The sequence below is a fragment of the Thermomicrobium sp. 4228-Ro genome, assembly GCF_026241205.1.
GTDB lineage: Bacteria > Chloroflexota > Chloroflexia > Thermomicrobiales > Thermomicrobiaceae > Thermomicrobium.
The window spans coordinates 645,595-665,779 of sequence record NZ_JAPFQM010000006.1 but is presented as its reverse complement, the minus strand read 5'-3'; the positions used below and the strand labels follow the sequence as shown (position 1 = coordinate 665,779).

General features: G+C 66.0%; 20 protein-coding genes. 16 read left to right on the top strand and 4 right to left on the bottom strand.

What is annotated here, in order from left to right; translation table 11 throughout:
• The first annotated feature begins 472 nt into the window (after positions 1-472).
• The 3 genes from OO015_RS12480 to OO015_RS12470 all read left to right on the top strand — a co-directional run bounded on the left by OO015_RS12480 (position 473) and on the right by OO015_RS12470 (position 1,953).
• Positions 473-1,378 carry a cation diffusion facilitator family transporter gene (locus OO015_RS12480; protein WP_265941607.1) on the top strand — a complete coding sequence of 302 codons (906 nt, stop codon included), beginning with the start codon at positions 473-475 and terminating at the stop codon, positions 1,376-1,378.
• A gap of 158 nt (positions 1,379-1,536) precedes the next feature.
• The gene (locus tag OO015_RS12475; RefSeq protein ID WP_265941605.1) at positions 1,537-1,710 is read left to right on the top strand and encodes a hypothetical protein; all 174 of its coding nucleotides are present in this window, start codon (positions 1,537-1,539) and stop codon (positions 1,708-1,710) included.
• 21 nt (positions 1,711-1,731) lie between these two features.
• Positions 1,732-1,953 carry a hypothetical protein gene (locus OO015_RS12470; protein WP_265941603.1) on the top strand — a complete coding sequence of 74 codons (222 nt, stop codon included), beginning with the start codon at positions 1,732-1,734 and terminating at the stop codon, positions 1,951-1,953.
• A 4-nt stretch (positions 1,954-1,957) separates the two neighbouring features.
• Here the strand turns inward: OO015_RS12470 and OO015_RS12465 are convergent, their stop codons facing one another.
• Positions 1,958-3,409 carry an NCS2 family permease gene (locus OO015_RS12465; RefSeq protein WP_265941601.1) on the bottom strand — a complete coding sequence of 484 codons (1,452 nt, stop codon included), beginning with the start codon at positions 3,407-3,409 and terminating at the stop codon, positions 1,958-1,960.
• Positions 3,410-3,632: 223 nt separating this feature from the next.
• On the bottom strand, positions 3,633-4,349 hold the full coding sequence (locus OO015_RS12460) for a GntR family transcriptional regulator (RefSeq protein WP_265941599.1): 717 nt from the start codon (positions 4,347-4,349) through the stop codon (positions 3,633-3,635).
• Positions 4,350-4,551: 202 nt separating this feature from the next.
• Between OO015_RS12460 and OO015_RS12455 the strand changes: the two genes are divergently transcribed.
• The 7 genes from OO015_RS12455 (at position 4,552) to OO015_RS12425 (ending at position 12,101) form a co-directional block, all read left to right on the top strand.
• Positions 4,552-5,880, top strand: coding sequence for an amino acid ABC transporter substrate-binding protein (locus tag OO015_RS12455; RefSeq protein ID WP_265941597.1), 1,329 nt, complete (start codon positions 4,552-4,554; stop codon positions 5,878-5,880).
• 235 nt (positions 5,881-6,115) lie between these two features.
• Positions 6,116-7,123 carry a VOC family protein gene (locus OO015_RS12450; RefSeq protein ID WP_265941595.1) on the top strand — a complete coding sequence of 336 codons (1,008 nt, stop codon included), beginning with the start codon at positions 6,116-6,118 and terminating at the stop codon, positions 7,121-7,123.
• Positions 7,124-7,150: 27 nt separating this feature from the next.
• On the top strand, positions 7,151-7,912 hold the full coding sequence (locus OO015_RS12445) for a cyclase family protein (RefSeq protein ID WP_265941593.1): 762 nt from the start codon (positions 7,151-7,153) through the stop codon (positions 7,910-7,912).
• A gap of 3 nt (positions 7,913-7,915) precedes the next feature.
• On the top strand, positions 7,916-8,848 hold the full coding sequence (locus OO015_RS12440; protein ID WP_265941591.1) for an amidohydrolase family protein: 933 nt from the start codon (positions 7,916-7,918) through the stop codon (positions 8,846-8,848).
• Complete coding sequence (locus OO015_RS12435) at positions 8,845-9,855, top strand: fumarylacetoacetate hydrolase family protein (RefSeq protein ID WP_265941590.1); 1,011 nt, start codon at positions 8,845-8,847, stop codon at positions 9,853-9,855. Before OO015_RS12440 ends, OO015_RS12435 begins: the two co-directional genes overlap by 4 nt.
• Positions 9,856-9,877: 22 nt before the next feature.
• Entirely contained in the window at positions 9,878-10,954 is a 1,077-nt protein-coding gene (locus tag OO015_RS12430; RefSeq protein WP_265941589.1) for a fumarylacetoacetate hydrolase family protein, read from the top strand.
• Positions 10,955-10,958: 4 nt separating this feature from the next.
• Positions 10,959-12,101, top strand: a complete 1,143-nt coding sequence (locus OO015_RS12425) for an FAD-dependent monooxygenase (RefSeq protein ID WP_265941588.1) — start codon at positions 10,959-10,961, stop codon at positions 12,099-12,101.
• 58 nt (positions 12,102-12,159) lie between these two features.
• Here OO015_RS12425 and OO015_RS12420 read toward each other — a convergent pair whose 3' ends face one another.
• Both OO015_RS12420 and OO015_RS12415 read right to left on the bottom strand, forming a co-directional pair.
• A complete protein-coding gene (locus tag OO015_RS12420) occupies positions 12,160-13,587 on the bottom strand; it encodes a methyl-accepting chemotaxis protein (RefSeq protein WP_265941587.1) in 1,428 nt (475 codons plus the stop codon).
• Positions 13,588-13,674: 87 nt separating this feature from the next.
• Positions 13,675-15,399, bottom strand: a complete 1,725-nt coding sequence (locus OO015_RS12415) for a methyl-accepting chemotaxis protein (protein ID WP_265941586.1) — start codon at positions 15,397-15,399, stop codon at positions 13,675-13,677.
• A gap of 249 nt (positions 15,400-15,648) precedes the next feature.
• On the opposite strand from OO015_RS12415, the gene OO015_RS12410 reads away from it, so the two are divergent.
• From OO015_RS12410 to OO015_RS12385, 6 genes are all read left to right on the top strand, one after another.
• Entirely contained in the window at positions 15,649-17,289 is a 1,641-nt protein-coding gene (locus OO015_RS12410) for a S1C family serine protease (protein WP_265941585.1), read from the top strand.
• A 98-nt stretch (positions 17,290-17,387) separates the two neighbouring features.
• Positions 17,388-18,209: a YihY/virulence factor BrkB family protein gene (locus OO015_RS12405; protein ID WP_265941584.1), complete on the top strand. Its 822-nt coding sequence runs from the start codon at positions 17,388-17,390 to the stop codon at positions 18,207-18,209.
• Positions 18,210-18,365: 156 nt separating this feature from the next.
• The gene (locus OO015_RS12400) at positions 18,366-18,941 is read left to right on the top strand and encodes a Uma2 family endonuclease (RefSeq protein WP_265941583.1); all 576 of its coding nucleotides are present in this window, start codon (positions 18,366-18,368) and stop codon (positions 18,939-18,941) included.
• A 48-nt stretch (positions 18,942-18,989) separates the two neighbouring features.
• The gene (locus tag OO015_RS12395) at positions 18,990-19,565 is read left to right on the top strand and encodes a Uma2 family endonuclease (protein WP_265941582.1); all 576 of its coding nucleotides are present in this window, start codon (positions 18,990-18,992) and stop codon (positions 19,563-19,565) included.
• Between the two features lie 102 nt (positions 19,566-19,667).
• Positions 19,668-19,799 carry a hypothetical protein gene (locus OO015_RS12390; protein WP_265941581.1) on the top strand — a complete coding sequence of 44 codons (132 nt, stop codon included), beginning with the start codon at positions 19,668-19,670 and terminating at the stop codon, positions 19,797-19,799.
• Positions 19,800-19,844: 45 nt separating this feature from the next.
• On the top strand, positions 19,845-20,177 hold the full coding sequence (locus tag OO015_RS12385; protein WP_265941580.1) for a hypothetical protein: 333 nt from the start codon (positions 19,845-19,847) through the stop codon (positions 20,175-20,177).
• The last annotated feature ends 8 nt before the right edge of the window (positions 20,178-20,185 follow it).

Sequence of the window (20,185 nt, the reverse complement as noted above, 5' to 3'; positions counted from 1 at the left end):
CATAGCGAGCAGAGCGAGCGCGCACGTGGGGGCTTCCCCGTGACTCGAACGAGAAAGGCCCGCCCGCGTCCCGCGACCTCGCAGGTGCGACCTCGCGCCTCAGCTCGAACCAGCCCGATCCGAACCATATCCGGTACGCTCGATGGACGAACTCGTGTCACTCGTCACATCCGCGCGGGAGCGCGCTCAGCGAGCCGAGAAGAGCTGAAGAGGACGGCCGGACTCGCGGCGACTGTTCGCGCCACACTGCGTGCCGTCGAACGCCGAGGTACCCCACACCCCGCCGCTGGATCACACGTCCCTCCCCTCCGCCCGCTGCACCGCTCCGCGATGCCGGGCGGCCCTACTGTCACGATTCTGCTCTTCGCATTTTTGCTGCTGTGAACTCGTTTCTTGTCCTTCTCCGCACGGGCTCACGCAGCGTAGAGTTGGCTCGGGCACGGTCGCTCGTGCCAGGAGACATAGGGCGAACATGTCGTCACGCAGCCGCGCGATCCGGAACACGCTGCTGGTGGTACTGGCGCTCAACCTCACGGTTGCGGTCGCCAAGCTCGTCGTCGGCCTGCTCTCCGGCAGCCTGGCGATCCTCTCCGACGGGCTGAACTCGCTCCTCGACGCCTCAGCCAATGTCGTCGGTCTGATCGGCATGGCGGTCGCTACCCGGCCACCCGATCCGGAGCATCCCTACGGGCACCGGCGCTTCGAAGCGTTGACAGCGCTCGTCATCGCCGGCGCGATGGGACTGCTGGTCGTGCAGATCCTCCAGGAAGCCTGGCAGCGCCTGCAGCATGCAGTGCGACCAGAGGCAAGCGGCCTCTCGTTCGCCGTCATGACCGCAACCCTTCTGATCAACATCGGTGTGAGCGCCTGGGAACGGCGTCGCGGTCGCCAGCTGCGCAGCCCGATCTTGAGCGCCGACGCCAAGCACACCGCTGCCGACGCACTCGTCTCCATCGCGGTCATCGCCGGCCTGGTCGCTGTCCGCCTCGGGTACCCGCTCGTCGACCCGCTCCTGGCGATCGGCATCGCGGGGGTGATCGGGTGGGGTGCCTGGACGATCATCCGCGACGCCGCGCTCACATTGTCCGATACGGCCGCCGTTCCCGTCGAAGTGATCGAGCGTGCCGTGCTGGGGGTCACCGGTGTGCAGGGTGTCCATAACGTCCGCACGCGTGGCGGAGACGGGCTCGTCTGGGTCGACCTCCATATCCAGGTCGATCCTGACCTCAGTGTCCGAGCTGCGCACGACATCGCCAGCACCGTCGCGCGCGTCGTCGAAGAGGCGATCGGTCAGCCGGCCGACGTGACGGTCCATGTCGAGCCCGCGCTACCCGAACACCTGCGCGCGACGCGTGGTTACCGCGTCTGGATGGAATGACCCGCCACTGTCCTCACGAGAGCGTCAGAGGCACATGAGCCAGCCGGTGCCAGCCCACGGGCATGCGGCCATGCATGGTATGCTGGAGGTAGATCCCGAAAAAGCGGAGCAGCGGGACGGGCGGTCTCGTCGTCCGTCGCTGCGGAAGGAGTCCAGCCATGCCACGGCTGCAAGTCCTGATCTGGTTCCTCCTGCCGCTGTTCGCGCTGCTGGCGCTGCTCACCTTCGCTGGCTGGGTCAGCGGCGCGATCGCAGCGATCCTGTTCGTCGCGCTCGCCGCACTCGTCGTCATCGTGGCAGCGGTCGCGGCACGCCAGCGCGCGCAGAGCTAGCGAGGATCCAGGAGCATCGCGATGAGCGAGACACTGACGGTGCTCCTGGCGCTCACGGCTATCGTGCTCGTCCCACACTGGTTACAGCGCTGCCTGGGACTGGCCGAGCAGCACGAGGCCGCCGGCGACCCGCTCATGGCACTCGCCTGGACGCTCGCAGCGCTCCTGAGCGCCTACGCCGTCGGACTTGCCTTGCTCGCCCTCCTCATCGCGGTCACCCGGCCGACGCTGGCTGCCAGCTGAGCGCCTAGACGACCAGGCCGAGCGCATGCCGCAGGAAGTACACGATGAACGCCGCGCTGACCACGTAGAGTACCGGGTGCACCTCGCGGAACTTCCCGCGGAAGACCTTGATCAGCGTGTAGGTGATGAACCCCGCACCGATCCCGTCGGTGATGCTGTAGGTGAACGGCATCATCAGCATCGTCATCGTCACCGGAAGGCCGACCTCGATATTGGCGAAGTCGATTCCCCCGACGCGGATCCGTGACGGCCTGGCCTCCGCTTCCGCCTCCGCCTCACTGAGCACGCCCATCATCATCCACCCGACGATGATGAGTGCTGGCGCTGTCGCCTGCGCGGGAACGATCCCGACGACCGGCCAGAAGGGCATCGACAGGAGGAACAGGATACCGGTCACGACGGAGACCAGCCCGCTCCGGCCCCCCACGCTGATTCCAGCCGCCGACTCGATGTAGGTCGTCGCCGACGAGGCGCTGCAGACGCCACCCATCACGGCACCGAGCGAATCGACGAGGAGCGCACGCTGGGCCTGGGGGAACTCACCGCGCTCGTTGAGGTAGCCGGCCTGGCGACCGACTCCGATCAACGTCCCCATCGTGTCGAAAAAGTCGGCGAGCATGATCGAGAAGACGACCAGAAGAGCGGTCAACACACCGAGCTTGGTGATGAAGCCGAAACTGAAGTCGCCGATCCGGCTGAAGTCGGGTACTGCGATCCACTGGGTCGGGAGCTGCGCCACACCCGGTGGGAACGCCTCCGTCCCGGTGACCGCACGTGCGATGATGGCCACGACCGTCGTCAGCAAGATGCCCAAAAGCAACGCGCCGCGCACACCGCGTGCCAGGAGAAAGAGGGTGATCAGGAGCCCCACCCCGGTCACGAAGACGGGGACGCCGCGCAAGTCACCGAGCCGGACGAGCGTCGCCGGATCGGCTACCACGATCCCGCCGTTGACCAACCCGATGAAGAGAATGAAGAGACCGATACCGACCGAAATCGCCTGCTTGAGCTCGAGCGGGATCGCCTCCATCACGTAGCGACGGATGCCGAGCAGCACGAGGACCGTGATCACGATCCCCTCGGCGACGATCACCCCCATCGCTTCGGCGGCCGTCAGGCCCAGTGCGCCCATGAGCTGAAAGGCGACCACCGCGTTGAGCCCCATTCCAGGCGCCATCGCGTAGGCCCGGTTGGTGGCCAGGCCCATCGCGATGGTCATCACTCCAGCGACGAGTGCGGTCGCCGTCGTGACAGCCGAGATCGGGAGCTTGTCCGGGACATCGGGGGTGCTGAGAATCTGCGGGTTGACGAAGATGATGTACGCCATCACGATGAAGGTCGTGAAACCGGCGAGCACCTCCGTACGCACATTGGTACCCAGTTCGCGCAGGTGGAAGAACCGCTCGAGCCAGCTCTCACCGACCTGTGTCCCCGCGCCGACCGCCCGCTCGCTCACGCCCAACCTCCTTCCCCTTTTCCGAGCCGTACGCGGCGAACTGTACCGAGAGACCGAAATCCGCGCAAGCACGCTCCGGATGGTTGGCAAATGCGGGGAGTACAGCGCGTCGAGTGCCAGGAGTCGATGGCCTCGCAGCTCTGGCCACACACCTCACTCGCCCGACCCTCCACGCGCCCCGATGCCAGGGTAGCCGGTGAGAACCAGCACGCCCACGAGCCCTTCACTGGGCGATCCGCGCCTGGGGAGCCACCATGTCGAGGACAGCCGCCAGACGCGCCGAACGATACCCTGGCTGCAGTGAGGACAGCACGACGGTCGCCGTGTGCGCATAGTGCCGAGCCATACAGGTGACCGTGCGCTCGACGTCGCCAGCCAGCGCTGCATCGAGCATGGCGCGGTGCTCGGCCTGACGCGGCGCACCGCCATCTGGAGAGATCCGCACGAAACGGAGGCGATAGCGCTCTGCGTGATCGAACAGCTGACCGATCAAGTCCACCCAACGCTGTCCAGCGCCACGAACGAAACCGAGGTGGAAAGCTCGGTGCGGGGCGTTCAGCCGCTCGACGTCGTTGAGCCGGGTAAAATAGTCCATTTGCGCATACAGCCCCTCCAGCTCAGCGAAGTCTTCCGCGGTTAGGTTGGGGATCGTGAGTCGGATCGCGACCGCCTCGAGCGTGATCCGCATCGTGTAGATTTCCTCGGCATCAGCAACGGACAGTTGGGCGATCCGCACTCTCCGGTTGGGCTCGAGCGTCACCAGTCCCTCGCGCTGCAGCAACCGGAGCGCCTCGCGGAGCGGTGTGCGACCGACACCGAGCTCGCGGGCCAGCTGCAGCTGGCTCACGACCCGACCCGGTTCCAGCGCACCGCGCAGGATCGCTGACCGGATCGCGTCGTGTACGCTGAGAACGCTCGTCCCGTGATCGTTCGTCTCCATCGTCCACCCCGCACCCAATCCTAACTGCTTGACGCAGACACAGCAAGTGTATACAATATGACCATCAGTCGACGGACGTCGCTATCGCACACAAAAACGTGTCGTAGCAGCGCCAGAGACGCGGTCTGAGTGCGCGACAGGCGATCGGGACTCGGCAGGATAGCGCACTGTCGCTCGGCGACGAGACGAAAGGGGTCGAGTGATGGCTCTCCGGTTCAGCCGGCGCCGTTTTCTCGCGTTAACGGGAACGGGCTTCGTTTCCAGCCTCCTCGCTGCCTGCAGTACCAACCAACCGACACCGACCGTGCGCCCGACACCCACGACCGCGGGGCAAGCAGCGACCCCGACCGGTATGCGGGAAACGGGAACGCCGGCTACTGTCGTGACGAAACCCCACAAGACGCTGCGCGTCGGCTTCGCGATCTCGAAGACCGGCCCCTATGCCGCGGCCGCATCGATCATCGTCTACCCTAACTACCTGCTGTGGGCCAAGGACGTGAACGACGCCGGTGGGTTGGAACTCATCGACGGGATCTATACGATCGAGTTCGTCGAATACGACGACCAGAGCAACCCGGAAGAGGCGATCAAGGCCATCCAGCGTCTCGTCAACGAGGACAAGGTCGACCTCCTCCTCGCTCCGTACGGCACTGCGATCAACCTCGCGACTGCGCCGTTGTTCCACCAGTTCGGTTTCCCCCAGCTGGCGGTGACCGACGTGAGCGACAAGTCACCCGACCTGGCCAAGCAGTGGCCCGGCTATTTTACGTTCGGTACATCCAGCTGGGCCGCCGAGAACCTCACCAGCCTCTTGGATGGCCTCGCGAGCCAAGGATCGATCGACCGCCGTGTCGCCCTGATCGCGGTCGACGACGCCTTCGGTCTGGAGCTGTCGGCTGCCTTACGCCGCACTCTGGCCAAAAGCAACTTCGAGCTCGTTTACGACGAGAGCTATCCCGCCGGCACGACCGACTTTCAGCCGATCATCACGACGATCCAGCAGCGACAGCCCGCTATCTTCCTCGCCTGCAGCTACCCGAACGATGCCTTCGCCTTGGCCCAGGTCGCAATCCTGCTCGATTTCAATCCTCCCGTCTACATCAGCGCACTCGGCCCCGCGCTTCCTGTCTTCCGCGATCAGTTCGCTACCAACATCGAAGGAATCATCGGAATCGGCGGTGTCGACCCGCGTCAACCTGGCCTGGTGGACTACTACCGCCGCCATCAGGAACAGACCGGGCGGGAGCCGGATCGATCAGCCAGTCCGATCTGCTACGCCTCCCTGCAGGTCCTCCAGCAAGCCCTGCAACGGGTCGGCCGGATCGACCGACAAGCCCTGATCCGCGAGATCGCTTCCGGATCGTTCGATACGATCATCGGCACGGTCCGGTTCCAGGAGAACATCTTCTTCCACCGCTGGCAAGTCGGCCAATGGCAGCGGTACCGCGATGCGTTCGAATTCCTCGTCGTCTGGCCACCCGAGGTCGCTGCCGCCTCACCCCTCGTGCCCAAGCCGCACTGGAGCCGGTGATGATGTCACATGACCGTGGCTGGCCCTCGATGCGAGCGAGAGGAGCGATGAACGGCCGACCAGCCCAGGAACGCATAGTGCGCTGGCTCGGAATGATGCGCGATGAGGTCGGTACGGTAGGCGCCAGCCAGTCACCCCGATCAGTCGACCGTGCTCCGCCGGTGCGAGGGCCGATCGGTTCGACCGACGGAAGGGTTCGCAACAGAGCGCTATTTTCGATCGAAAGGAGCCGAACATGCCGCGCCCGCTGCTCGCACAACTGGTCCACGTCGAACTCCTGACGCCCGATTACCACGCCTCGCGGCGCTTCTTCACCGAGATCGTCGGGTTGTCGGTCGTCCACGAGACGAACGGCCGAGCCTACCTGCGCTGCTGGGGTGATCACTACACCTACAGCATCGTTCTCACTGCCGCCGACTACCCCGGCCTCGGGCACGCTGCCTGGCGAGCCTGGAGTCCAGAGGACCTCGAGCAGGCCGTCCGGAATATCGAGGCCAGCGGGATTCAGGGCGCATGGATCGACGGAGATTTCGGCCATGGCCGCGCCTACCGGTTTCGCGCTCCCGGTGGCCATACGATCGAGATCCTCTGGGAGATCGAGCGCTATACTGCTCCCCCCGAGCTGGCCTCGACCTTCCCAGAGCGACCCCAAAAATTCCGCGGTGGAGGACTCGAGCCGCGTCATCTCGACCATGTCACGGTCGCCACGAGCGACGTCCTGCGTGATGCCCACTGGTTCCGCGATACTCTCGGTTTCCGGTTCATGTGCTACAACGGTCTGGAGGAAGACCCCGACTTCATCGTCTTCGCCATGGTCACCACCAACGAGAAGGACCATGACCTGGCCTTCGTCAAGGACACGTCACCCATCCCCGGCCGGCTCAACCATGTGTCGTTCTACGTCGACACCCGCGAGGCACTCTTTCGCGCCGCGGACCTTCTCCTGGAGGCAGGCTACGCCATCGAGTTCGGTCCCGGTGTCCACGGGATGGGCGAGCAGAGTTACCTCTACTTCCGCGAGCCGAGCGGGCTCCGGTTAGAGCTCAACAGTGGTGGGACCCGGAATTACGTTCCCGACTGGGAGCCTGTTCGCTGGCGCCCATCGCAAGGTTCCAACATCTTCTTCCGGAACACGCCGATGCCCGACTCGATGCTCGAGTGTTTCCCACCCGCCACGCATCCCGCCTTCGCAGCCGACCTCGGCCTCGTCGCCGATACGCAGCAACCGAACCCGTATCGCTAACCCCGGCTCAGCCGAGAGGAGGAGGCGATGCCCCGCTTCGTCGATCTATCGGCACCGATCGTGAACACACCGCCGGACGTGCCACCCTTCCAACGGGTGACGATCACGTTCTCGGGTCACGAGGCCGGTGCACGCGAATTCGAGCAGCTTTTCGGCATCGATCGCAATCTACTCCGCAACGGCGAGGGGCCGGCTGGGGAGACGATCACCTTCATGGGCACCCACAGTACGACGCACGTGGACGCGCCATGGCACTACAACTCGGTCATCGCTGGCGAGCCGGCACCGACGATCGACCAGCTGCCGCTCGAGTGGTTCTTCGCTCCTGGAGTCAAGCTCGACTTCCACCGCAAGGCAGACGGGGATGCCATCACTGTCGAGGACATCGCGGCCGAACTCTCCCGCATCGGCCACACGCTCGCCCCTGGGGAGATCGTCCTGGTCGAGACAGGTCGGGATGCTTTCTACGGTCAACCCGACTACTGGCTCCGCGGCCCCGGAGTGACGCCCGAGGCGACACGCTGGCTCTACGAGCGCGGTATCCGCGTCATGGGAATCGACGCGTGGGGCTGGGATCGCCCCCTCCATCTCCAGGCACGCGAGGCGCTCGAGAAGCGACAGCCTGGCATCCTCTGGGCAGCGCACCAGGTCGATCTCCCGTATGCCCAGATCGAGCGACTGTGCAACCTCGCGGCACTGCCGTCGCGCGGCTTCACGGTTGCCTGCTTCCCGCTGCGCATCGTGGGCGGCAGCGCCGCACCAGCCCGTGTCGTCGCGATCCTGGAGTAGGGTATGGTGCGTATCGATCTTCACGGGCACATCGCACCGCCGCCCTACTGGGCAGCACTCGAGCGTGCCGGTATGCCGACGCCGGTACCACCATGGTCGGTCGAGCAACTGCTCGCTGTCATGGACCAGTACGGTATCACGGCCACAGTCGTCTCTCTTCCGCCACCCGGGGTGTTTTTCGGCGACGGAGCGCAAGCGCGCGCACTCGCACGGGTAGTGAACGAGTTCGCGGCTGAACTCGTGCAGCGCTACCCGGCACGCTTCGCCGCACTCGCGACGCTGCCCCTTCCCGATATCGAGGCTGCGCTCGTCGAGCTGGACTACGCGCTCGACCACTTGCAGCTCGATGGCGTCACACTCCTGACCAACACCGGCACCATGTACCTCGGTGATCCCCGACTCGAACCGCTCTTCGCTGTCCTCGACTCCCGGGGCTGCTACGTCTTCGTGCACCCGACGATGCCGGTCTATCCTGGCCCCCTACCAGGCGTCCCACCCTGGGTGCTCGAGTTTCCCTTCGAGACGACCCGTGCCATCGTTTCGCTGCTCTTCTCCGGTATCTTCGAGCGCTATGGCGCGATCCGCTGGCAGTTCGCCCACCTCGGCGGAACGGTACCCTTCCTCGCCTATCGCATCGCTTCGGTGCGGCAGCGCGAACCGTCCCTGGCCGGGCACCTTCGACGCGATCCTGTCGAAACGTTGCGGTCGCTCTTCTACGACACAGCACTGTCCAACTACACGGCCGTGCTCGAAGCCACGTTCCGGCTTTTACCCGCGGAACGCATTGTCTTCGGCACCGATTGGCCTTACGCGGCCCTTCCCGATGGCCCGGATCCTGCACCGGAACTCGATCGCTGGCCACATGCACGCCCCGCGATCGAGGGAGAAAACGCGCGCGTCCTCGTACCGCGGTTGTTCGAGAGGTTGGGACGATGAAGGTCGCTCGCTTCCGCTACGAGACCCCCGATGGCCCAGAAGTCCGCATCGCCGTGGCCTCGACGCTCGTACCCGAACGCTGGATCGACGTGCGCCGGTTCGCGCGCCTGCAGGCCGAGCGGCGCGGTGCCACCCGGGACGCCGCCCAGCGTCTCGCCAGGCTCCTCGTCCCGGAGAGCCTCAGCCAGGCATTCGAGTACGGCGAGGCGTTCCTCGACATCTTGCGCGAAGCCAGCCGGGACACGAGCGGCGACGCGCTGCTTCCACCGGGAGGACAGCTGGTGGCGCCACTCGATCCGACAATGTACCGGGACTTCGTCTCCTTCGAGCGGCACTTCGTGAATATGGCACGGGTGACCGGCAAGCCGGTCGCACCAGTGCTCTACGAGCTCCCCGTGCACTACATCGGTAACCACCATACCGTCGTGGGACCTGACGCGGAAGTCCCCTGGCCACCGTATGCGCACTCCGGGATGGATTACGAACTCGAGCTCGGCCTGGTCATCGGGAAGACCGGGCGTGATGTCGATCCAGAGCATGCACTCGACCTCGTGTTCGGCCTCACGATTCTCAACGACTTCACTGCCCGCGACATCCAGGCACGCGAGATGGAATCCCGGCTCGGCCCACCGAAGGCGAAGAGTTTCTGTACGGCCATCGGGCCAGTCATCGTCACCCTCGACGAGTTACCCTCGCTCGACCTCCGGATGATCGCGCGCGTCAACGGCGTGGTCTGGTCGGAAGGACAGAGCGGCACCATGCTGTGGAGCATCGCCGAACTCGTTGCCTGGGCCTCGACGGGCGAACTCCTCCCTGCCGGTGCCTTGCTCGGGTCGGGAACCGTCGGCTTCGGCAGTGGTGCCGAACTCGGGCGTGAACTCCAGCCGGGCGATACGGTCGAGTTGGAGGTCGAGGGTATCGGCACTCTGCGCAACCGGATCGGTCACCCAACCCGTGCAGGATGGCTTCCTACGCCCAAGAAGCGTCGCGACCACGACATGGAATGACCGATCGAGGGAGTTGAGAGGTATGACGGAACCGTCTTTTCGACTCGGAACCTTTCGGGCCGCTGGTAGCCCGCCGTTCGCTGGGCTGGTTCTGGACGACAAGGTGATCGCGGTCACTGCACTCGAGCCATTGTGTGCGTCGCTCGGTCAGCCCCTGCGGGAACCGCACAGTGTACTGGGGCTGCTCGATCACTGGCCGCAAAATCTGGAAGCGCTCCTCGCAGCCGTCGAGGTCATCCGAGCGGGGAAAGACGCTGACCTTCCGTTCTTACCGGTCTCAGCGCTCCAGGTCTTACCGCCCGTGTATCTTCCACGTCAGATCTTCTGCTCCGGTGCGAACTACAAGCGACACGTCGTCGAGCTGGTCGTCGCGCAGTCCGGACCACACGTCGCGCACCTGAAACCGGAAGAGCGGTACGAATGGGCCTGGCGGATGATGGACGAGCGTGCAGAGCATGGAAAGCCGTTCGTCTTCCTGAAAGCACCCTCCACCGTCATCGGCCCCTACGAAACGCTGTTCCTGCCGCCCGAATCGACGCAAGTGGACTGGGAACTCGAACTGGGTGTGATCATCGGCCGACCGGCCCGGCGTGTCCCGCGCGAACGTGCCCTCGAGTACGTTGCGGGATACGTCATCGTGAACGACATCACGGCACGCGATCTCGTGTACCGTCCAGATATCCCGGAAATGGGTATGGACTGGCTCGCTGCCAAGTGCGCACCTGGTTTCCTCCCGATGGGCCCTTACCTGACGCCAGCACCGTTCGTCCCTGACCCCCAGAAGCTCACGCTCACCCTCACCCTCAACGGTGAGGTCATGCAACACGAATCGACCAGCGACATGATCTTCGACGTCGCACGCCTCATCGAATACATCTCGCGTCATGTCCAGCTCCTCCCGGGCGACCTGATCTGCACCGGCTCACCAGCTGGCAATGGTGCGCACTACAACCGGTACCTCCGTCCGGGCGACGTCCTCGAAGGGACGGTCACCGGGCTCGGCACGCAGCGGATCACGTGCGCTGCCGAACGAGACCTCGATCCGGTCGATCTCGATCGCTCGGCCAACCGTCCAGCCGTGCAACGCGGAAAGGAGTGAAGTCATGCGACTCGGGCGCGTGTTGATCGTCGGTGGTGGTATCGCTGGTATGTGTACGGCACTGGCGCTCCGCGAGCGCGGCATCGCGATGGAAATCGACATCGCCGAGATCAATCCGAAGTGGGATGTCTATGGGGCTGGCATCCTCCTCGCTGCCAACGCGCTCCGCGCCCTGGACACTATCGGACTCGCCGACCGGGTGATTGCGGGAGGGTACCCATCACCGTCCACGATTCTCTTCGCCCCCAACGGTGCACGGATCGGTGAACTCGTTACCCCGCCGATCGCCGGAACCTCTTATCCCTCGATCCTCGGTATCGCGCGCCCAGTCCTCCACCGGATCTTGCAAGCCGCGATCCGCGAAGCTGCTGTCAGCGTCACCCTCGGTATCACGGTCGATAGGATCGAGCAGGCGGGTGACCACGTCGTCGTGCAGTTCAGCGACGGCCGCCAGGCGACGTACGATCTCGTCGTCGGGGCCGACGGTCTCCGCTCGCGGGTGAGACACCTCGCTTTCCCCGAAGTACCACCACCGCGCTACGAAGACCAGATGGTCTGGCGGTACGCGTTTCCCTTCCGAGCCGAGGGACTCGATGCGAGCTGGATCTACTTGGGCGACCCGAAGGTCGGTGTCGCACCGATGGCGCAGGACGCCATGTACATATTCATCACCGAAGGGGCGCCCGGCAAACCACTCCGCTATCCGGAGGAGCAGCTGGCCGAGGAGATGCGGAAGCGTCTCGACGGGTATCGCCATGTCCCAGCACTGGCCGCGCTCGCTGAAGCGATGACGGATCCAGCCAGAGTGGTCTTGCGACCCTTCGAGACGATCCTCGTTCCCAAGCCGTGGCACCGTGGCCAGATCGTCCTCGTCGGCGATGCAGCGCATACACTCACCGCACACACCGCACAGGGCGGTGCCATGGCGATCGAGGATGCTGTCGTACTGGCTGAGGAACTCGACCGCCACAGCGACCTGGAGGCGGCTCTCACGGCCTACGTCGAGCGCCGTTTCGATCGGGTACGGCGAATGTGGGAATACTCGCTCGAACTCTGCCTGCTCGAGCGGACGCACGACCCACGAGCCCCGATCGAGTCGCCGAAGCTCATGGCAGCAGCGACCGAACTCGCGGCACAGCCAACCTGACCGGGTATTTCGTCCTTCGGCACCGTACGAGCGAGCGATGCGCTCGCGGATCACTCCCTCAAGCCGTGCGCAACGCCTCCAGGAGCGAGACTATGTCCTTCGAGATGCGCCGGACCTCTTCGACCAACTCGCGGGCCCGCTCCCGATCACCGCGATTCCAGGCCCGCACGGCTTCAGCAGCCGTCTGGTGCAAGCGCTGGTGCGGTTGCTCGAGTTGCCGGTACACGCTGGAGTGTCCGTAGCGCTCGCGCCCGCGTCCGTAGTACCAGCGCCCCAAGCGGCACGCCGTCCAATCGGCCACCTGCTCGGGCTGGAGCTGTTCCTTGCCGTGCAGCATCGCCAGCAACCGCTGTACCCAGAGGAGATGGTCCGCTTTGGCGACCTGGACCAGCTGCGCATCGGAAAGCGTCAGCGTTGTCTGCGCGATCAGCTCGCGCATCGCACGGAGCCGCTGCATCTGCTCGATGACCCCGACTGTCAGCTCGTCCGCTCGCTTCCCGACCGACTCAGCGAGTTCCGCCACCGATTCGACGTTCCGGGCAAGCTGACTGACCGACTGGGCCTGCTCTTCTGCCGCCGAGGCGATATCGTGCAGCGGGGCAACGATTGCATCGATACTCTTCCGAATGGACGCGAGCGCTTCCTGACCGCCGGCTGCGACGAGCGCGCCGTTCTCGACCTGTTCGGCAACGACGCCCATCGCCTCGCCGACACGCTGCATCCCCTCGGACAAGGCCTGTACTTGTTCCCGGATACCTGCCACTGCCTCTTGCGTCGAGACCGCGAGCCGCCGCACCTCCTCGGCAACGACGGCGAAACCCCGTCCGTGTTCACCGGCTCGCGCCGCCTCGATCGCAGCGTTCAACGCCAGGAGGTTCGTCTGCTTGGCGATGGTCGCGATCGTTCCCAGGACCTGCGTGATCGGGTTAACTGCCTTGGAGAGTTCCTCGATCCGGTTCTGCAATTCACTGACCGAGCGTGCGACGTCCGCGAGCGCGCGCAACGCCTCGTCCACTCGCCCGATACCTGCTTCGGCGCGCTCCGCCGCCCCACGCGCCGCGTCGGAGACCTGACCGACGCTTCCGAACACGAGCTCGACCGCCCGGGCGAGTTCCCGCGCCACGCTCGCAGCCTGGCTCAGTTGCTCCTTCTGCTCGCGGAACGCCCGCGAGAACTCGTCGGCGGCCCGCACTGGACGCAGCCCTTCCGCCACGGCGCCGGACGCGGCGACCAGGAGTTCGGCGATCCGATCCCGCCAGGCCGCCACCACACCGCTCCACTGCGTCTGCATCGCTGGTGGCAGGTGCATCACCGCCTGTTCCGCTGCAAGGAGGTCGCCACGGGCGAGCGCCACCGCGAGTTCATCGAGAGCCGCCACCCAGTTCGCCTCGTCCACTCCGTTCCCGTCGAGCATGCCCACCCGCTCTCGCGTACGCATCGAGTGCATGGTTCCCAAATTCCCGTTCCCGATCGATCCCGCACTCATCGGCCACGCTCCCACCGATCGATACCGCTCAGCGCGCACTCGATCTCTTTCTTCGGCAAGAGAGTGCGCGTCCTTGAGCACAGGATCTCAGTCCTCTTCCTTCCATCCGACCAGTGCGGCACCCCAGCGTTGCCCTTTGACGAAAATCGGCACCGTGATCACGGTCATCACCTCGCCAGTATCGCGGGCATAGGTCTGCACGAGGAACGCTTCCCGCTGCTGCGGCGATTCACGCAGATCGCACCCGGCGCGCAGGAAGTCGGCGCGTGTCGCCATGTTCGGCAAGCGTTCCGCTGCCTCGCCCAGGCCGACCCGTGCACCGCGCACCAGCACACGTTGATCCCAGAAGAAGCGCTTCACCCGGTTACCCGCAAGGTCTCGTTCCGGAATCCCGGTCCAGTCCTTGCAGAAGGCCCGGTTGTGCATCGGCGCATAGGTGTTGAGATCGATCGGCAGCGCGAAGACCAGTTTCGGTTCCCGGCGGATGATGTCTTCCATCTCCTCGGACAGCTCGAGGTCGACGACAGCATCGTAGGCCGTGCTGTACTTCGGTGGCTGGAACCCCTCCGGTGGGACACGACTCACGTCGAAGAGGCGCGCCAGCGAACGGATCGCTGGACCCTTGATCTCGCTGTACCGGAGTTCCAGCACGTCCTCGAGGCGGACCCGCCGCTCGTCGATCGCCCGCTCGAAGACCCGTTGACACCGTTCGGCGAGTTCGCGGCAGGCAACGAGTGCCCGGTGGAACGTGGTGCCGGTATCGACCTTGGCCAGCTGGCCATAGGCATCCGAGGCCAGCTGCGCGAGTGCGAACGTCTCCTGCGCGACCTTCTGGGCCTGCTGTTCGACCGCGCCGATACTCGCGACGATGTCCCCGAGCGAACTCGTCGCTCGTTCCAGTGCCGCGGTCTGTTGCTGCACCGCTGTCGCGATCGCCTCAGCAGCCTCGGCAGCGGTCGCGGCCAGCTGACTGGTCGCCTGCCAGACCTGCTGGAGGTCCGCTGTGGCAGTCGCCGCGGCTTCCGCGGACGCGACGCTCTCCAGCAACGCCTCGCGGGCCGGTGCTAGCTGGGCAGCAACGGCATCGGTCAGCGCGCGGATCTCCCGCGTCTGGGTCGCTGCGTGTTCGGCCAGCTTGCGCACCTCCTCGGCGACCACGGCAAAGCCACGGCCATGCTCACCTGCTCGCGCTGCCTCGATCGCCGCGTTCAGCGCCAGCAGATTGGTCTGTTTCGCGATCCCGGCGATGAGCTCGCTCACCCGGGTGATCGCCGCCACATCGCCGAGCAAAGCGTGCAGGCGCTCGGCGACCTCCTGCACCTGCGCCCGGAGGGCAGCGACCTCGCTCGCGGCTCGCGCGCTCGTCTCGCGGCCTCGAGCAGCGTGCTCGTCGACTGCCCGTGCCGCCGCTGCAGCACTCGCTGTCGCCTGGGCCACTTCCTCCACGCCGGCCTGCACCTCGCGCAAGGCCCGCGTCACGGCCTCGGCCCGCTGGCGCGTCCGATCGATCTCCGTCGTTACCGCCTGGATGCGCAGCGCGCTCCGCGCGACTCCGATTGCCGAGCGCCGCACCGCTGTCTCGAGCGCCCGCATCGTCGCCAAGAGGTCATCTCGGAAGCGCTCGAGCGCGCGAGCCAGAGCTCGGGCCGCCGACTCATCGCACTCTAACCTGATCGGTCGGCTGAACCAGGACACGCCCTGCCCGAATCCATCGCGCAAGAACTCCCAAAGCGAGCGCGCGGTCAGGCCCCGAGACTCGGGCGGCAGATCGATCCCCGTCATTCGCTGGCCGGCACTTTCCTCGCGCACCATCACAGCACCTCGCCTTCGTCGCTGGGAACACGTTCACTCAGTCCTCCTCCGAGATATCGGCAAGGTGTCTGCTGCTCCATAGGAGCACGAGGTCACATTGTGACCATCTCGGTGCGGGTAGCCGACCAAAGAGCCCCCGGAGTGCGCGTCTTGCGCATTTTCTGTGGCTGCACTACACTGGGCTGCGAAACGGAACCGGCTGAGACGATGGTGCGAACCCCAGACCAGACGAGTCGCAGACGGTGGTTGGTGGCGTCGCTCCCTACGCTCGTGCTCGCGCTCGTCTTCCTGTCTGCAGCATGCCGGGGCATGCCCTTCCGCAACCAGCCGACTCCGACGCCGACTGTGCCGCAGGCGAGCGATCAGCCGCTCGCCTGGCCCGAGGTGGAGGAGCGCTTGCGGCCAGCGACCGTCCTCGTCCAGTACCTGATGGGGGACGGCGAGCCGTTCGCGACGACCGGCGTCGCCTACGCTCCGGGCCTCATCCTGACCAGCGCCCCGCCGATCGACGAGCGCCCCCCGAGCGGCGTGCAGGTTCGCCTGCCCGAGGGCAGCGATCCGCAACCAGCGGAACTCCTCGGTGCCAGTCTCTGCGACGGTGTCGCCGTCGTCCGCGTCACACCCCCCGAGCGACTCGCGTTGGCCCCGCTGGCGGTCGACAAGGTTCCCGATATCGGCGAGGATGTCATCGTCTATGGCTTTTCGGCAGCCGCACCGGAGAAACCACCCGTCAGCCTACCGGCGGCTGCGACCGGAGCCGTACCGGACCGCAGCCGCGAGCGGGACGTCGTGAGCGTCAACGTCGCGGTCGGCGACCTCGCCCCGGGTGCCCTCATGGCCGATCGTTTCGGGGCGGTCATCGGGATCTTGCTCCCCACTGGCAGCTTTCTCCCAGCGGGGGCGGCTTTGGAGATCGCCCAGTCGCTCGCTGAAGGACGTGGGCTCCTCTGGCTCGGCCTCGGATTGAGCGAGCACCGGAATCCCGCCCGCTTCGGCACTCCCTCCGGCCTAGTCGTCATCGAAGCAACCTCGAGTGGGCCAGCAGCGACCGCCGGGATTCGCCCAGGGATGCTGCTCACCCGGCTGGACGAGCAGGAGGTCTCCCGTTTCGCGCAAGTCTGTGCGCTTCTCCGGCAACACCGGCAAGGAGACGATCTCACGGCCGAACTCCGCGATCCTCGGCCGGAGGGGACCGTCGTCCTGCGCACGCAGGTGCGGGTCGGCGAGCCGAGTCAGAGTCAGCCCACGGTTCTCCGCGTCGAGCCGCGTCCTGCCCGCCCCGTCCCCACACCGCAGCACGAGCGGTGGACATTCGACGACGCAGCGAGCGCCGACTGGCCGACCGGCGCTGACGAACGGGCCAGCCGGGCGATTTCCGAAGGCTCCTACCAGTACACGTTGAACCGACCCCAGGGCTGGGAGATCGTCTGGCCGTCTTCCGTTCCCCCTGGGACGGACCAGCGGATCCGCGCCCTGGTGCGCCTGCCGGAGGAGTCGGAAGCCGGACTGGTCGTCCGCTTCAGCCAGGAGGACGACGGGACGGCGAGCTTCTATCTCTGCTCGGTCGTCCGCACCGGAGGGCAACTGCTCGCGCGCTGCGCACTCGCACTGGCTGGCGAAGGCATCGACCTCGTGCCTGCAACACCGCTCTCGGCCGGTGTCTCGGCCTCCGATCCGCTCGAACTCGACCTGACCGTTCAGGACACGCATCTCACCTTCCGCGTTGCCGGGCAGACGGTTGCCGACCTGGAAGACCCGCTCATCGGCGAGGGAAGGGTCGGGCTGCTGGCGCACCGGCTCGACACGACACCCGTGACGATCCGCTTCGACGAGGTGGAGGTCGAGATCGTACCGGCCAGCGGGGAGACCGGTGCGCAGGCAACCGGTTGAACGTCCCGCCTTCTCAGGGCCGACGCCTACCTGGCAGGCGACCGCGAACGCGCCTGCGACCTGCGGGGCGGAGCCAGGCGTCCGATCGGAGAGGGACGATGTCAGGCCGCTGGTTCCTGCGTGCAGCCTACCGATCTGTCCGACAGACGGTTTTCTGGCGTGCCTTCCTGCGTTTCCGTTCGCACGACGGGGCTCTCCACGCGGCAGCCATCGCCTACAACGCGATGCTCGCACTCGGACCGCTCCTGCTCCTCCTCGCCACCGTGACGAGCACGCTCTTGCGCAGGACGATCCCGCCCGACCTCGTTCTCCGGTTCCTCCTGACCGAGGTGCCGCAAGCCGCACCACTGGAGCCGGAACTCCGCGGTATCCTCACCAGACACGCAGACACCGCGAGCGGGCCGCTGGCACTGGTGAGCATACTGCTCTGCCTTTGGTCAGCGAGTGCACTCGGTGCAGCGCTGCGACGCGGGCTCCGTGCCGTAGCGGCGCCGGAACGACCAGCCTCGTTCGTCCGCGAGCGCCTCTACGGCATCGGTGCGACTGTCGGAGCGGTCGGGCTGGCGCTCATCTGGTTCACGGCTGGTGGCATCGTGAGTGGCCTCGTCCTGGCCTTACCGGCTGCGCTCCGCTTCGGGAGCGGTCTGCTCACCTCCTTCGTACTGTTCGCGCTCCTCTACCGTTTTCTCCTGCCTGCGCCGTCACCCTCTTGGCGTCTCGTCAGCAGCAGCGCTCTCGCCACCGCACTCGCTTGGGAAGCCACGAAGTTCGCGATCATCGCAGCAGTCCAGTGGCTCGGCAACGGGAGCGCGGTGTACGGCCTACTCGGCGCGGTCACCGGAATACTCGTCGCCGCGAACCTCGCCGCCGTACTGACGCTCTACGGCGCAGCGCTCATCGCGACCATGACGGAACGGTGATGCGCCCCAGTCGCTGAGTAGGCTGGAGCCGTGCAGGGCATCTCGGGGCGAGCGGCGTGCGCCCCGCAGGAGAGCCCACCTGTCCCGCCGAGCGACGATCGCGCTGGCATGCTACGCTTGCCACGACCAGACGACGCCAGCGGGGAGGGCGGTACCATGCAGCAGACAGTCCCACAGGTACCGACGCGGCACCGCTTCACGGTCGACGACCTCGAGCGCATGGTGCGCTCCGGCATCCTGCGCGAAGACGCGCGGGTCGAACTCATCGAAGGAGAACTCTACGACATGAACCCGATCGGCTGGGCGCACCAGGCCTGTGTCGACTGGCTCACGGCGTTCTTCGTGCGGCAACTCGGCGACCGCGCGATCGTCCGGGCCCAGGGTCCCATCCGCGTGGGTGACCGCTCGCTTCCACAGCCCGATCTGACGCTGCTCAGACCGCGACCGGACTACTACCGGCACGAGGGGCCGGCAGCCAGCGACGTGCTCTTGCTCGTCGAGGTCGCCGACACCTCCCTCGCCTACGACCGGGACATCAAAGTCCCCCTGTACGCCCGGGCAGGGATTCCGGAAGTCTGGCTCGTCGACCTCGCGGGCGGACAGGTGCTCGTGTTCCGAGCGCCGGATGCAGGCAAATACCGCGCGAGCGTAGTGGTGCGCCCCGGCGAGCTGGTGAGCCCGCTCGCATTTCCGGATCTCTTGATCGACGTCGCGGCTTTGCTGGGCACGTGATCGACGCATCTCCGACCGCGCCGCACGGCGTACTCGCTAGGACGAGCGATGGCACAGGCAACCGGCCGGCTCCCCACTACCCACCGCTTCACCGTCGACGACCTGGAACGAATGGTCCGGGCGGGCATCCTGCGCGAAGACGCGCGAGTCGAGCTCATCGAAGGAGAACTCTACGACATGAACCCGATCGGCTGGGCGCACCAGGCCTGCGTGAACCGGCTGACGGAGCTGTTCGTCCGTGCCCTGCACGGTCGAGCGATCGTCCAGCCACAGGGACCGGTCCGGCTGAGCGACCGCTCGCTACCGCAGCCCGACCTCGCCCTCTTGCGCCCTCGCGCCGACTTCTACGCCCGCTCCGGACCAGGCCCTGCCGACGTCCTGCTCCTCGTCGAAGTGAGCGACACGACACTCGCCTACGACCGGGACATCAAAGTCCCCCTGTACGCCCGGGCTGGGATCCCGGAAGTCTGGCTCGTCGACCTCGCGGGCGAGCAAGTGCTCGCGTTCCGCTTACCGGATGCGGGCGGATACCGGTACTCATCAGTCCATCGCCCCGGTGAGCTGGTCAGCCCCCAGGCGTTCCCGGACATGTCGCTGGCGGTCGACGATCTCGTCGGGGCGTAACGCCGTTGCCCGTACCGTACGATCTTCGGCTTTAAGGTAACCGCAACTTCTACCTGAGCAACGGCTACGCGACGATCGTCGTCCTACCCTGAGGGGGTGCTCATGCCGACGGAACGCACCGGTGCCGTGCCTGGCTTGCCAACGTGCCACCCCATCCCCGAGTCCCTGCGCAAGGGTGTCGCACTCGGGCTCGCGCTCCTGGGAGCACTGTTCTACGGAGCGACGCTCTTTTAGCTCTGGCGCTCCTTCCGCGAAGACTACCCGGAACTGCGGTTCGACTTGCGCGTCCTGGCCATCCTGCTCTTCGGTTACGGCTCGCTCTTCGCGGTCTCGGCGTGGGCGCTCTCGCGCGGCCGTGTCCGGCTCTGGCTCCCGCTGGTATCATGCGTCGGGTTCCTGCTGCCTTCCCTCTACTTCATACTCCAGTCCCTGTTTAATTGGGTACACACCGGGGAATCCCATCCGGAGAGTCTCTTCCGCGATCTCCGATTGTTCTACGGTCCGCCCTTCTTCGTCCACCACGCGGTGCTCTACGGCTGTCTCGTCCTGGCACTCTTCACCTTCTGGGTGTACCGCAGCCAGCGCCAGGTTCCAGGCAGCGAGGACCGTTGAGTGATGAC